Source organism: Rhizobium sp. 1399, assembly GCF_031455475.1.
Lineage (GTDB): Bacteria > Pseudomonadota > Alphaproteobacteria > Rhizobiales > Rhizobiaceae > Rhizobium.
In genome coordinates, this window is record NZ_JAVDSU010000015.1 from 13,546 (window position 1) to 25,968 (window position 12,423).

Here is a 12,423-nt window from a genome sequence, read left to right on the forward strand (position 1 = left end):
TCCACTTCCCTACTGCCCGCGCCGTCGGCTGCCACAGTCTAGCGATGCGCTGAGCATGGCTGGTTACCACGGCGTAGGCATCGCGCCTTGGCCAGCGTCACGTGGAAAATAGCGCTGGCTGAAAGGTGCAAACTGAGGCTACAGCCAACCGACTAGTCTAAAGAGGGCTGCCCACAACAGCAGAGATATTGCCGCGGCGGCGATCAGGTGATGAGTGCGCGTCATGTTGCCTCCCTCCTCCCAAAGGAACATCCCCATAATGCGCCGATTCGCGATTAAAGCGAAATATTCGCGATTCAGTTGATGGCGGGGTCGACCTCCGGCGAGCCTCATCGGATGATGGCCCGAGGGTTAAGCCTCATTAACGACTTGTCCTTCGAGGCTCGTCTCGATCATATCCGCGCCGGTTCCGCCCTGAGATCAGTCGATGCCACACCCAACGGTTGGCTGGAATATGCGGACCCGGCGCCTTTAGCGGTGGGGAGTGCTGTCAAAAGAGTGCGCAGATGACCGCACTTCCCTTTTGCTCTAGGGGCGAGAGCCATCAAACCCCTAACGGTTATGTCGCGGTCAGCGCAACGCACAATATGACACCCATCCTTTGATGATGAGGCGGTGGCGGGTTAGGTTGTGATTGTCATTTCATTGACATCTACCGCTTATATGTCGGCCTTGCTGATGCTGCACCATCAGCAGGAGAAGGTCCCTTCGTCCTAACTCAGGGTCCTTCTCCACCCATCTCAATTTTTGATATGGTGAGCCGGCACTCTGACAGGTCCGTCGCAGTTAGTTGAGAAGCTGCGATCGACTGAGCAATTTTTCCGCAATGCCCTTGAGGGTATCAATCGTGCTCATGCAATAGCGTGCTCTAACAGCGTGGCAACCTTATCGGCGGCAAGGCCATCGCCAAGGGCGGGATAAATACGCCTCGGGTCGCGGAGTTGATCTATCAGTTCTCTGAGGTCAACGGTCATGCGCCACCGAACCAACGGTCTTCGCACTTGTTCCCGATCGGCAGTGATAGGACGAACCAGGTGACTGGCAAAAATTAGCTCCATCATCGGAACTTTGCAGATCTCCCAAAGTTGAGAGTGAGGATCGCGCGGCGTGATCTCTCGGTCGACCTGCCCATCAGGCGTCGTGCTATCCAATTCCTGTGAACTCCCCCCAAAAAACTAGCCCGCTTCGGCGGGCTCTTTTTCGTCTGATGGAAATCGCATCACCAAATTCAGGGGGCGAAATTTCGCTCACCACATGTGGCGGTTAGACCTTCTGCCAGGGCCGTGCTGTTCTTCTGGCGAACCCGGCCGGCGGTTGATCGTTCGAACTGTCCAGGAGGCTGTCAACGCTTTGATGAAAGATTGGCCGTCGGACGATGGCGAGGAGTTTTTGTCTGCGGTTGAGGCTTGTCTGGACGTCATGGTTGGTAACGCAGATCCCAGCGAGCTCAGAAAAGCGATCATCCGGGCAGCCGAGGAGTCAGGCGTCGCCGTCATTACTGTTCTCTACTGATCAAAGCTGCAGAACAGGCTATGTCTGCCTGTTCTCATCGGAACCTTTCCATCGATCGTGCGTTTGCGAGGGGCCGCAAGAACAAAGGTCGTCACCGTGCTTGCGGCCCTTTCCAAATGTCAGCCCTTCTTGCCCCGCTATCGCGGGGCTTTTTTGCCATTCTCCGACAATCTACGGATATCTTTGGATGGACGGTCGGCACATTCTGACCATGCGTCGAACTGCGTCGGACTTTAGTCCGATTGCAGGCAGCGGTCCGTCCCCTAATTTTCATCTTGCTGGCGCCCCTTCAGAGCCAGCACGAAAAGGGGTGTCTTCCTGACCGGGAGGCACCCTTTTCAATTCATTGTTGAGATATCCTACAGGGCCGCGGCACCAGATCTTCCATGTTGATCCGACGCGCCCCTCACATATGAGGGTTAGACCTCCTGCCGACGCAGAAAGGCTAGGACTGCTTTCCGATGCAGGCTACGATTGCCTGACCAGCCGCAGTAGAACCCCGCGCACTGAGAAGATGCGGCTTATCTGCAATCCCATCGTCAATAGCGATCTGCTTTTTCGCGGCGGCAAAAGCTTCAACGAACTGTTTTGCCTTGTCGGGCTCCAACGTCACCTGCGAGCTCGCGAGATTGTTTCCTACTGATGCGGTCTCGCCTTCCACGTCAAAAAGCAATTTGCCGTCGAAAGCGAATTTGACAGTTGGCGTGAAACTGTCGAGCCGACTATCGTAGTCAAACCCGGGAATAGCACGAACAACCAGCCCGGGCTTTGCCGTATCGCATAACAGGAATACGCCCGATCGTAGCGAAGACATGAAGTCTATAGTTACGCTCTGACCTCCCGAGAAAGGATCTTCTTCCTTGTCGACAGACCAGCTCTGAAAGCCGGCTACGCCCTGAGAAAACGAAACCAGAAACAATGCCGAAGCGGCTATGGCAACCCGAAGCACTTGAACCCCCTAACTAGTTCTGACTGTACCCTCAGTCCTTCATACCCGACGCAACCTGAAATTTAGTAAACAGCGAGCCCCTGCATTCCATGAGGGGGCGCGCCAGGGTCAGTCAAAATGGGTTTCTGCAAATTACGGTCTGTTAACTCTGATTTGGCATCTTTTGCACGCAAACCTCGCAACTTTGCAAAGCAACAGGAGGCACGCAATTCGCACTGCGTGCCTTCTTTTAACGTGAGGAACAGGCGGGTGCAGGTAAGAAGAGGTACCGCCACCTTTTGCTCCGCCAGCGCTGACAGGCGCCACCCCGCTTGGCGGTGATGGTACGGTGATGTCACGCCATTTTCACGAGACGCGCGCGTCGAATCTGATTATCGTCGCGAGATACGGTGGGGACCGACCGCGTGAGGGGCTTGCCTCTATATTATAGGCGAGTCCCTCTACGCGATGATCGGGCCTTCGGAGTCGGCAAGAAAAGGATGTCGTTCCCCGACCGAGAGACACCCTCATTCAATATCGAGTGGCGCTATGCGCCGAATCCCCAAAAGTGCGACAGGATCAACATCTTCCATGACTTTGATCTTGGAGAACTGAATTGCCGACGGCGGTGAGGTTCGATCGCCGGTGATACGAAGCTCGATCCCTACGCGGTCGGCGGTTCCCATACTGAATCCCACCGGAACGGCTCAGAGGTGAGCTTGTAGGCTCCGGAGCGCCCATGCTGAGGATGAAGGTGTCAGATGAAAGACGGTACCCGCTGAAGCCGCTAGAACGGTTGGTCGTGCCCTGTCGGGTCATGTAACGAAGCTCAACGAAGGCCGGCGTCTCGTCCAAGATTTGGATCTCGCACATTGCGCGATACCATTTCGTCTGCTCGAGCGTGAACGGAATGGAAATCGACTGGGCTAATATTTCAAAATAGGCGCCCGGGTCCACCTGGAGCGGGGTGTAATCAATGCGCTGCGCGTTATAACCGCCACCGACATCCACGAGCGAAGCCACAGCCGAGACATTGCGCAGGACGCTGATGGCAACTCCTGTGGCAACAGATCCAGTCCCAGTTCGGTTCGCATTCGTATTCGCCCACGTCCCGGATGTGCCACCGTTGAGCTGTGATATTCCGGTCGGAGCAAGGTTATTATTGGCGGGATTGAGGTCGATGAAGGTTCCGGCAGAAAACAGGCTCCCAGATTTCGCGCTGTTGAAACCCGAAGTATTCAGCCCCAGCGGTGATGTCGGATCGAACCACTGATCGGCCTGGAAGCGTGGGTCAAGACGTTTCGCCCATTCGATCAAACCGATACCGATGTTGAAGCCGGCGCGGCCGGCCGGTGTGTCGGGGATAAGGATGCGGAGCTGCGATCGACGAAGCGCCTCGCCGTTCTCGACCCAGCGGGTTTCTTCGCCGAAATTCTTCTGCATCCAGTCGTTCGTGCCGTCATCGGCAATCTCGACCATTTCATCAACGAAACCGTCTGCCTGGATTTCGCGCGCGAGCGCATACTTGGTCCGGAATTCTTGATGCCCATCATCAGCCAGCACACCATCACAGTCGACTTCGCCGGCATCGTATCGTCTCGGCAGATCGAGCGGAGGCTTTCCCCGTCGGCAATGCGTTCGCAGATGCTATGCGCCAGCGACGGCGTGAACTTAGTTGGCCTACCTATCATTGATCACCTATAAGGAGTTACGTCTCCTGCTTCCTTCCTCGCCAACGGACGGACATCCGCCGGAACGATCCCCCATGGACGGCGTTTGTGCGATTGGCGAGAAGGAGGAGGAAAACAAATGCTCAACAATCAATGGAGCAAACCCGTAGAGGTAGGATTTGGCGTCGCCGGATACCGAGTGGTAAACGGGCCGTTCGAAGCGCTGATAGTTCTGCAAGACATGTGGCCGCATCGAAGCGGTGCGCACTTCATCAAAGCTAGAAATGCCTGTAGGGCTGCGATCGAAGGTCGGGTAAACCCCGAGCGTGCCCGGGACGAATTTATCGCCGCTGCGGAAGAGGCGAAGCTCTCGACCCATTAACGTGGCGTCGATCCGCAATGTTGGCGCGAGTCGTCTACATTCTGGTCGGCATATCGGCTCTGTATCAAACTATCCCCTTCTCCAACGCCATCTCGATTGATGAGCCGGCCGCTGAAGGATCTCTGGGCCATCGCCACTGAGCTTTCGTCCATCGCCACCATAGCCGCGAACGTTTCGACTCCGGCGGCTTTCGCTTTTGCCGTCATGGCGCCTTTGTTATCGACCCCCTACTATTTCCCATCGCCTCGGCAGAGCGGGCGGGCCGGTGGTCAGTGAAGGGACCGATTTGATCAGCACCCGTGAGACGGGAACAACTTACCTCGTCGTCAGTTGAGGACCACATGGAGCCGTCCAATGATCCTATCCAGGCTCCCGCGAACACCGAAGCGGGAAAGAGGACCAGACGAAACGCTGGGAGGATAGCTGTCGCCATCATCGCGATGGTAGGAGGTCTGGCTTTCCTGCTCTACCTATCAATTCTGATTTGCGCGTCGTTGGGAGGCCGAATGTTCCCTGGTTGAAGCGGGGTAGCGCAGAAGCCGCCAAACCGCGCGAGTTAAACTGATGATCAATCATGCCCGCGAAAACAAAGCCGAGACCACCGATAAGGAATCTCACGCGCTGATCTCCGCCCAAAACGCCGCCCGCGCCGAAAAGACTGCTCGCCTTCGCGAGCTGCGTCTCGCAAGGGATGCTGAGTCCCGCCACGAAAAGCACGGCGCCTAGAACGACCTGAGCCCCTTCGGTCCGTGAACGGCGCTGGCGTGACGATCATGCTCGTTACGGTTCGATCCACCGCACCGGGCTCGTCGAGAACCGCCAGCATAAAAAGGGATACCCGGATTGCTGCGTATCGAACAGTAGCGGGGAACCTTCTAGATCCTCGCTTGTTCGCTTGCCATGAGCGACACCGAGAAAAAAGCCAGCAAGGGCATGATCAAGTACGCGCTGACGATAATGGTCATCGCAGTGATCGTCGCCGTGGCGTACCTGGTTTTCTTTACGCCCGGAAAGGCTGAGCCGGCTTCGCCAGTGATCCGAGGAGGCCCCAATGCGATACTATGTCTATGCGATACACACCGACGACACACGCAACCGGCTTCACGACGTGTTTGATAATCTAGCCGAAGCCGCAGCTATTGAGCGAGAACTGCAAAGCCGTACCCAACCAGGCGACAACTATTTCGTCAGGATGTTCCCTGCGCAGAACGTCGAGGAAGCGCGGGTAAAAGCTGATAGGATGCGAACAGTCCCCCCTGATGCTCAACTGACCGGAGCGTAGCGATGGCCTGGGAAATTGGGATCTACATGGATGCCGGTGAACCGATTATTGTTGAAACCTTCGATGAAGCGGTGACCGAAGCGAAGAAAGTCAGGGACGCCGGGCATCAACTGTATCTGTATGCGCCGAAAGATGCCACTCAGGAGCAACTGGATCAGTTCGCAGCTCTATACGGTGCAAGCGCTGTTTTATCGCGACCGTGAGGTTCGCTCTCCTGCAAAGAAAAACCCGCCTTGGCGAACCGGGCGGGCTGAAAAGTCAGTAATCTGCCGCCTTTACCGCTCAAGAGTTGATGTTGCGATCAGTCGAACGCTTGGCGACAATAGGCACTTCTTCGATGTTCGCCAACATGTGGCGCTTTATCAGGAACCGGCGGAGGTTTTCCCGAAACGCTGGCAAAGGGAAGACCCCATGAGCTGCCATGCGACAAGCCTTTTCAAGCACCTCGTAGGTCTTATCTCTTTCTTCCTCCGGCCAATCGTCAAGGAAGTCAAAGACGTCTTCGAGGTTAGCGAGTTCCTGAATGTAATGCCGCTTCTTCAGGAACAGCGGAGCGTCAAACAGGGTGTTCGCCATAACCATCTCCCTTCTCAAGCGCGTGTGACGGCCCAAAATTTAGGAGCAGAAGGCGAGAATTCAAAACCTGTTCTAGCATACTAAACAACGCCGCGCCCGGTCACCCGGTGGTCGAATTTCCTGCATCGGAAAGGGTCGATTGCGGCTCACCGTAGGCCCGATCCTGGATCTGCCGGCGGCGTTCGTTGCGCCAGTGTGTGAGGGCGAGCGTGTCGGCTCTCACCTGCTCCTTCTGGCCGGTTACTTCGTCATCGCGCCAGTCCGTCGCGCAATTCTTCGAAGCTACCGTTATTGACGTGGGTTTTAGATCAATTTCCGTCACGGCGTCCAGTGCCACTGTCAACCGGACGCGGCACTTTTGATTGAGGTTGCTGCAATCTGTTGACAATACGACTGAATTCGGCGCTCGAAAGTGCTTCGCGACATGTCGATTTGCGTAGATAGGCCTCTAAGTAGACGCCCTTGCGGGTTTTAATGAAGGCATATTCTAAACACGCTTGCGGCCTTCCTCGTTCAGGTAGGTGTTCACCCAGTCCCAGGTCTCGTACATTCTGCTCATCGCGCCGGCAGAAGGAATGCGTGGCGGCGCCTTGGCTTCGTCGTAGCCGTAGGACTCCATCATGTCCCTGACGATGCCCGACATAACCCCGCCCTGCAGCCGCGGCCCCAGGAACGCTGGTGAGGCGCGCAGGGTATAAGCAGCCTCGTATGTCCATTCCGCGAAAACCACCGTCATGCTGCTTCTCCTCGATAGGGCCACAGGCCGAACTGAATTCTGAGGGCTACGAGGATTTCGTCGCTCGTTGCCATTCCGTATTTCATGTTCCGAGCGCCCCGCCGCAGAGCGCCCAGATCGACAGCATTGAAATCCGACACTAGTGACGGGCGGCGGATCAGGTCAGGGTTGGCGACCAGCAGGCGGCTGACCGCCTTCAAGGCATCGGCATACAGCTCGCCGGCGTTGCGGGGCGTGCCCGTCACGAGCATCAGGACCGGGCGCAGGTGATCCTCGCCGTACCGACGGCCGATCTCCCGGACCGTCGGCTTGCAGAAGCACTCCCTGGCACGCCGGCTTGTCGGACTGTGGTGCTCCTAATCCCTGAGCACCACGCCGCACTGACGGGCCACCTTGTAGATGTTACAGCGGCGAACTCCGGCTTCGCTCATCTCGTCTCCCCAGTGCTAGGGTAAGGCCGTCCGTCCATGATCGCGGTGCCGTGCTGGGCGTACATCCGGGAAACGGGCGATTGAGGTGTTGAACGAGGTGTCGCAAGCCCTATGTTTTTAGGAACGGCACGTTTGAAACATGGAGGCTTGCCATGTACACACACAACATTGCCGAAGTCCGATGGACTGCACCGGTGGCAATCCGGATCGGCAACCGCTCGTCTGAGTTCATTCACGGTCCAGCAGAGGCTATTGACTATCTGGAGCACAGGTGGCCGTTGCACGACGGCCCAAGCCTTGAGACGGCAAAGCGGCGTTGCGTTGAGGCGATGAACCATCTGGCGCATATCGAGAGTGCTCGGGAGGCCTTTATAGCCGCGGCCGCTGAAGCCCGCGTGTTGAATTAAGGCTGCCATCAGAGGCTTCCAAAAGCACTTCCGGCTTCTTTTGCGGGTGGGGCTTAGGTGTTTCCAATCCCGGAGCACTACGCCGCATTCCCTGCTAGTGCGCGAATTCAATGCTCACCTCGCGCGGCTTTTTCTGCGAGATATGCGGCCGGGTCGATATGTTTGACTTCTGAGGCCGGACCGAAATTCCCGAGCCGGTGATTCCGAAACTTGCGCGCTCCAGCCGGATCGAACTTGACAGCTGCGATGCTACGCACCCAGCTCGCAGCCTTGTGCGCATCCCGCTTCATCTGCTTTTCCTGCCTGGCCTCGATCTTCTTCTCGCGCTTGAGCCGCTTCTTGGACTTGCCCTTCTCAGGCTTGCCCCACAGCACGCGCTTGTTCGAATGGCGCTTGTCTGGAACGCCGGCGTCCTGGTTATCGAGCCGATCGAGCGCCTTCCACGCCGCGGCATTGGTGTCGAACGGGCCTTCGATCACCTTGCCCTGCTGGTCCGTGATTTCGAACTGGCCGTCGTCGTTTCGGGTTACGTTGAGGATCTGGGTCATCGGGCCAAATCCCTCAGAATGCGGCGCAAGACCCAGCGGAGGACGAGAATCTTGAAGAGGGTCATTGCTCGCTCCAGAAATGATGAGGTAGCAACCGGCGGATCTTTGCCTCGGCCTTGGCGTATTCCCGGCCGGCAAACTTCTCGATGCGCCGATACATCTCGGCCTCGATGCGGTCATCGGTTTTCTCTCCGATCGCAAAGAACCGATCACGAAGGGAAAGCATCTTTTTCTTGGTGCCGGCCGCGATGACGTTTCCCCGCCACTGCCGCTCTTTGGCATAGGCGTGAGGGAGAGTATTCGCGGACACGTCCTATATCGATAACTACGTGAAAGAATACGAAGCCGAGAGCAAGCGGATTGTTGCTGAACGGAGGAACAGCCGAAGCAGCGAACGCGCGCTGGCTGACGTCCAGGAGCGGATAAATCGGCTTCTTGATTAGGTGGCACGAGGGACGATCGAGGAAGAGGACGTCTTGTCGATGTTGCCGCCCATGAAGGCCGAACGCGCGAGGCTGAAAGCTGAGCTTGAAGCACAGGAGCCGCCGACGATCGTCATCGAGATCAAGCCGAAGGCAGTGACGAAATTTCGCGAACGTGGAAAGCCTGGCCGGCGAGGCCTACACTATGAGATCAATGGATGGCTGGAAGGAATTACCGGCCCAGACTTGTCGTCTGTTTTGTTGGTAGCGGAGGAGGGATTTGAACGCCCGACACAAGGATTGATATGCCGCTTTTTAGCGTCTGTAGCGTTTTACAACCCAGTGTTTTTCCAAGCGCTTCTGCTGCTGGAGAAAACCCTATCCTCTTCACCTCGGCAAAACTTCGTCGCCAAATTTCTCGTCGATCAGCCCTCGGTCTCGCTTTAGGTCGTTGCCGACGACGCTGTCATTTTATCAGATTTCACATCGCCGACGTTGGGACGCGGAACGCGAGCCTCATGTCTCAAATTCGCCTCTTGAATCGAACGCCGACGCCGCCACCATTCTCTGGAATAAACTCAATGCCGGCGTCTTCAAGAACGCGCTGAATATTTTCCAACGTGCTTGAGCGCAGCTGTTCGCCTTTTTCAAGACGAGTAATTGTCTGCGTTGAAACGCCCGCGGTTTTCGCAAGATCGAGTACTCCCCACCCGAGCGCAACACGAGCTAACTTACACTGAATTCCGTTCATATCACCATGCCATGGTGATTTTGGTTGCGCATTTTGAGATAGCCCTGTATAGCGTTGAACTGCTAGCAGCTGGATCCGGTGTTACGAGCACCTGATCCAGCCTGACCACAACCTAAGCTTTCAGGGAGCTCGGATCATGGCTGATTCCGACAATAGCAGAACTTTGCCCGCGGTCACCCGGGGTGAGCTTCATATGTTCGTGGCGGCATCCCTGCCGCGATTTCCAATGCACAACTTTTTGACGCGGAAATGCCCAGACGCTGGCTCCGACGACCCGCTTCTCTTGCTCTGGACCCAATGGCGCGAAGCGCGGGAAGACGCGCTGGAACTCAGCCGGCGTCAACAGGAGCTGGAAGCAAAACTGTTTCCTGCAGTCGGCCGGTCCGACCGAGCAACCGAGACGGCTGACGCGACCGCCCGCGACATCGAACACAGCCAGGCCCTGGAGGCCGAGGATCGTGCGTTCGACACCGAAGCGACACTCGCCGAAAGGCTCTGGGAAACTCCTGCATTTACCCTCGTGGGCACGATCGCCAAGCTGCATGCCGTCCTCGTGAGGGGACAGCCCTCCACGACCCATGACGAATATCCCTGGCCGCCGCTCCGCGCCGTCCTCACCGATCTCCTGAAACTCGACATGGGCATGTCGTCCGGTGGCGATAACCTTCATCCGAAAACGGCGGCGCAAAGCCAAAGAGAACTGCGAACCGGCTAGCCTCGCCGTCATCGCGCGGCCGGTTCCCGATCCTCGCCTCACTGGGGCGCAGCATCCGACGCTCATGTGCCGGGCTCCGTCTTGAAGAGCCGATGACCTCAATTCCGAGCGGGGGTGCGAGCTTTTCCAGCATCTCGACCGTCGGATTGTATTCGCGACGTTCGAGCGAGCCGACATCGGGACGGTCGACATTCACCAGAAAGCTCAGTTGTTCGTGGCTGAGTTCACGTGCCTGCCGCGCCCGTCTCAAATTCCGCGCGATGGTGTCCCGGATCACATGCACCTCGTGGCGTTCCGCAGACTATTCACCGACGGAGTATACACCGCAAAACCAGCAGATACGACCTTCGTGTCGAGACCATCATCCAACCCGGTCGCGAAAGCGTGGTGAGCCTTCACCGCGGCGAGCGCGGCTGCGGCAAAAATTCAAAAAGGGAACACGATCATGACATTGACCACTCGACGCCGCCCGCTCCTGCTTTCCATGTTGCTGACGCTGGCAGCGCAGGCCGGCGCCCTCTCGGCCCTATTGGTTGGCATGGCTGGACCAGCCGCCGCACAGGAAGAACTGCGGATCGCGACATCCTACAAGCTGATGACGCTTGATCCGCAGTATGCAAACCTCAACGAGAACAATTCGCTGCTCTCCCAAATCTACGAACGGCTGATCTATCAGGACGAGCATCTCGCCCTGACGCCCGGCCTTGCCGTCTCTTGGCGCGCGCTGTCGGACACGCAATGGGAGTTCAAGCTCAGGCCGGGCGTCCGGTTTCATGACGGCTCGCCGTTCACCGCCGACGACGTGATCTACTCGATCGACCGCATCCGCACTTTCCTCAAGCCGCCCGGAGAGGGTTTTCGGGGGTATCTCAGCGGCATCAAATCGGTATCAGCGCCCGATCCGCTGACGGTTATCATCGACACGGAGGGTAATGTTCCCGACCTGCCGCTCTCTTTCTCCTCGATCTTCGTCATGCATCGGCCAGCGCAAGGCTTCCAGAGCACCGAGGAGCTCAATGGTGGCGCGGTCCCGGTCGGCACTGGCCCCTACAGGTTCGACAGCTGGAGTTCGGGCGAGGCGCTGAAGCTCGTCAGGAACGATGGCTATTGGGGCCGCAAGCCCACCTGGTCGGTCGTCCTTTTCCGGATCATCGAGAGCCCGGCGGCCCGCGTCGCCGCGCTGACGACCGGTGACGTCGATCTTGCCGATTCTATCCCGGCACGCGATGTCCAGTCGCTGAAGCAGCGTGGAGTGAAGGTCGAAAGCATCGGGGCCGCCCGCGTCAATTTCCTGCAATTCGACGTGGCAAGCGACACGGCACCTGGTGTCACCACAAAATCGGGAGAGCCGATCGGCAATCCCTTCAAGGATCCGCGCGTGCGGCGGGCTCTGGCGATGGCAACAGATCGCTCGGTGCTGGTCGACAAGATCCTGTCGGGCTACGGCACGCCCGCCGCACAGTTCTTTCCAAACGGCTTGCCCGGCACCTCCCGGACACTCAATCCCGAGACACCCAACTACGAGACGGCCAAGGCGCTTCTGGCGAGCGCGGGCTACCCGGACGGTTTCAGGGTCGTGCTCGCAGGACCTGCCGGCCGCTACCCCGGCGACGGCGAAAGCCTGCAGGCTGTCGCGCAAAGCTGGGCGCGTATCGGCGTGAGCGTGGAGCCGATCGCCGCCCCCTTCTCGGTGTTCAACACCAAGCGGGCCGCGGGCGATTATGGCATATGGTACGGCGGCTGCTCGGGAGAAGCCGTCGACGTCATTCTCGATGCCCTGCTCGCATCTCCCGATCCCAAGCGCGGTCTTGGCGCCCTGAACTTCGGCCATTACCGCAACGCCGCCTTCGATACCATGCTCGCCAAGGCAGAAAGCTTGCAGGACGGTCCCGAGCGCGATGCGGCGCTTGCCACTGCCACCGAATTCGTGATGGCCGACCAGCCGATCATTCCCCTCTATCATTTCCACCACATCGTCGGCTTCGGACCGAAGGTCGGATCCTACGTGATGCATCCGCGCGGCTGGACGACCGCCATGCAGACGATCCCGGTGACGGAGTAAC

At 57.8% G+C, this 12,423-nt stretch carries 17 protein-coding genes and 1 pseudogene; 8 read left to right on the top strand and 10 right to left on the bottom strand.

The window, feature by feature from the left end; translation table 11 throughout:
• Window positions 1-1,254: 1,254 nt before the first annotated feature.
• Window positions 1,255-1,512 carry a DUF982 domain-containing protein gene (locus J2X71_RS31890; protein WP_310388683.1) on the top strand — a complete coding sequence of 86 codons (258 nt, stop codon included), beginning with the start codon at window positions 1,255-1,257 and terminating at the stop codon, window positions 1,510-1,512.
• Between the two features lie 445 nt (window positions 1,513-1,957).
• Here J2X71_RS31890 and J2X71_RS31895 read toward each other — a convergent pair whose 3' ends face one another.
• Together J2X71_RS31895 and J2X71_RS31900 are read right to left on the bottom strand one after the other, a co-directional pair.
• Window positions 1,958-2,461 (bottom strand): hypothetical protein, encoded by a 504-nt coding sequence (locus J2X71_RS31895; RefSeq protein WP_310388685.1) that lies wholly within the window; start codon window positions 2,459-2,461, stop codon window positions 1,958-1,960.
• A gap of 1,347 nt (window positions 2,462-3,808) precedes the next feature.
• Window positions 3,809-4,128, bottom strand: a pseudogene (locus J2X71_RS31900) (terminase small subunit protein); the annotation flags it as partial.
• Window positions 4,129-4,249: 121 nt separating this feature from the next.
• Between J2X71_RS31900 and J2X71_RS31905 the strand changes: the two are divergent.
• The 3 genes from J2X71_RS31905 (at window position 4,250) to J2X71_RS31915 (ending at window position 5,977) form a co-directional block, all read left to right on the top strand.
• Window positions 4,250-4,492: a DUF982 domain-containing protein gene (locus J2X71_RS31905; protein ID WP_310388687.1), complete on the top strand. Its 243-nt coding sequence runs from the start codon at window positions 4,250-4,252 to the stop codon at window positions 4,490-4,492.
• 1,051 nt (window positions 4,493-5,543) lie between these two features.
• Window positions 5,544-5,774: a hypothetical protein gene (locus J2X71_RS31910; protein ID WP_310388688.1), complete on the top strand. Its 231-nt coding sequence runs from the start codon at window positions 5,544-5,546 to the stop codon at window positions 5,772-5,774.
• Window positions 5,775-5,776: 2 nt separating this feature from the next.
• Window positions 5,777-5,977 carry a hypothetical protein gene (locus J2X71_RS31915; RefSeq protein WP_310388689.1) on the top strand — a complete coding sequence of 67 codons (201 nt, stop codon included), beginning with the start codon at window positions 5,777-5,779 and terminating at the stop codon, window positions 5,975-5,977.
• A gap of 79 nt (window positions 5,978-6,056) precedes the next feature.
• On the opposite strand, the gene J2X71_RS31920 is transcribed toward J2X71_RS31915, so the two are convergent.
• From J2X71_RS31920 to J2X71_RS31935, 4 genes are all read right to left on the bottom strand, one after another.
• Entirely contained in the window at window positions 6,057-6,350 is a 294-nt protein-coding gene (locus J2X71_RS31920; RefSeq protein ID WP_310388691.1) for a DUF982 domain-containing protein, read from the bottom strand.
• Between the two features lie 100 nt (window positions 6,351-6,450).
• A complete protein-coding gene (locus tag J2X71_RS31925; protein ID WP_310388692.1) occupies window positions 6,451-6,672 on the bottom strand; it encodes a hypothetical protein in 222 nt (73 codons plus the stop codon).
• A gap of 165 nt (window positions 6,673-6,837) precedes the next feature.
• A complete protein-coding gene (locus J2X71_RS31930; RefSeq protein WP_310388694.1) occupies window positions 6,838-7,086 on the bottom strand; it encodes a hypothetical protein in 249 nt (82 codons plus the stop codon).
• A complete protein-coding gene (locus J2X71_RS31935) occupies window positions 7,083-7,337 on the bottom strand; it encodes a hypothetical protein (RefSeq protein ID WP_310388697.1) in 255 nt (84 codons plus the stop codon). The genes J2X71_RS31930 and J2X71_RS31935 overlap by 4 nt, the downstream gene beginning before the upstream one ends.
• A gap of 332 nt (window positions 7,338-7,669) precedes the next feature.
• Between J2X71_RS31935 and J2X71_RS31940 the strand changes: the two genes are divergently transcribed.
• Entirely contained in the window at window positions 7,670-7,924 is a 255-nt protein-coding gene (locus tag J2X71_RS31940; RefSeq protein ID WP_310388699.1) for a DUF982 domain-containing protein, read from the top strand.
• A 107-nt stretch (window positions 7,925-8,031) separates the two neighbouring features.
• Here the strand turns inward: J2X71_RS31940 and J2X71_RS31945 are convergent, their stop codons facing one another.
• Entirely contained in the window at window positions 8,032-8,472 is a 441-nt protein-coding gene (locus J2X71_RS31945; protein ID WP_310388701.1) for a hypothetical protein, read from the bottom strand.
• Window positions 8,473-8,533: 61 nt separating this feature from the next.
• The gene (locus J2X71_RS31950) at window positions 8,534-8,782 is read right to left on the bottom strand and encodes a hypothetical protein (RefSeq protein WP_310388703.1); all 249 of its coding nucleotides are present in this window, start codon (window positions 8,780-8,782) and stop codon (window positions 8,534-8,536) included.
• Between the two features lie 166 nt (window positions 8,783-8,948).
• Between J2X71_RS31950 and J2X71_RS31955 the strand changes: the two genes are divergently transcribed.
• Window positions 8,949-9,341 carry a hypothetical protein gene (locus tag J2X71_RS31955; RefSeq protein ID WP_310388705.1) on the top strand — a complete coding sequence of 131 codons (393 nt, stop codon included), beginning with the start codon at window positions 8,949-8,951 and terminating at the stop codon, window positions 9,339-9,341.
• A gap of 76 nt (window positions 9,342-9,417) precedes the next feature.
• Here J2X71_RS31955 and J2X71_RS31960 read toward each other — a convergent pair whose 3' ends face one another.
• Complete coding sequence (locus J2X71_RS31960; RefSeq protein WP_310388707.1) at window positions 9,418-9,645, bottom strand: helix-turn-helix domain-containing protein; 228 nt, start codon at window positions 9,643-9,645, stop codon at window positions 9,418-9,420.
• A 226-nt stretch (window positions 9,646-9,871) separates the two neighbouring features.
• On the opposite strand from J2X71_RS31960, the gene J2X71_RS31965 reads away from it, so the two are divergent.
• Window positions 9,872-10,360: a hypothetical protein gene (locus tag J2X71_RS31965; RefSeq protein WP_310388709.1), complete on the top strand. Its 489-nt coding sequence runs from the start codon at window positions 9,872-9,874 to the stop codon at window positions 10,358-10,360.
• On the opposite strand, the gene J2X71_RS31970 is transcribed toward J2X71_RS31965, so the two are convergent.
• Complete coding sequence (locus tag J2X71_RS31970; RefSeq protein WP_310388711.1) at window positions 10,260-10,643, bottom strand: helix-turn-helix transcriptional regulator; 384 nt, start codon at window positions 10,641-10,643, stop codon at window positions 10,260-10,262. The two genes, J2X71_RS31965 and J2X71_RS31970, sit on opposite strands and share 101 nt — an antisense overlap.
• Window positions 10,644-10,805: 162 nt before the next feature.
• On the opposite strand from J2X71_RS31970, the gene J2X71_RS31975 reads away from it, so the two are divergent.
• A complete protein-coding gene (locus J2X71_RS31975) occupies window positions 10,806-12,422 on the top strand; it encodes an ABC transporter substrate-binding protein (RefSeq protein ID WP_310388714.1) in 1,617 nt (538 codons plus the stop codon).
• Window position 12,423: the final 1 nt, after the last annotated feature.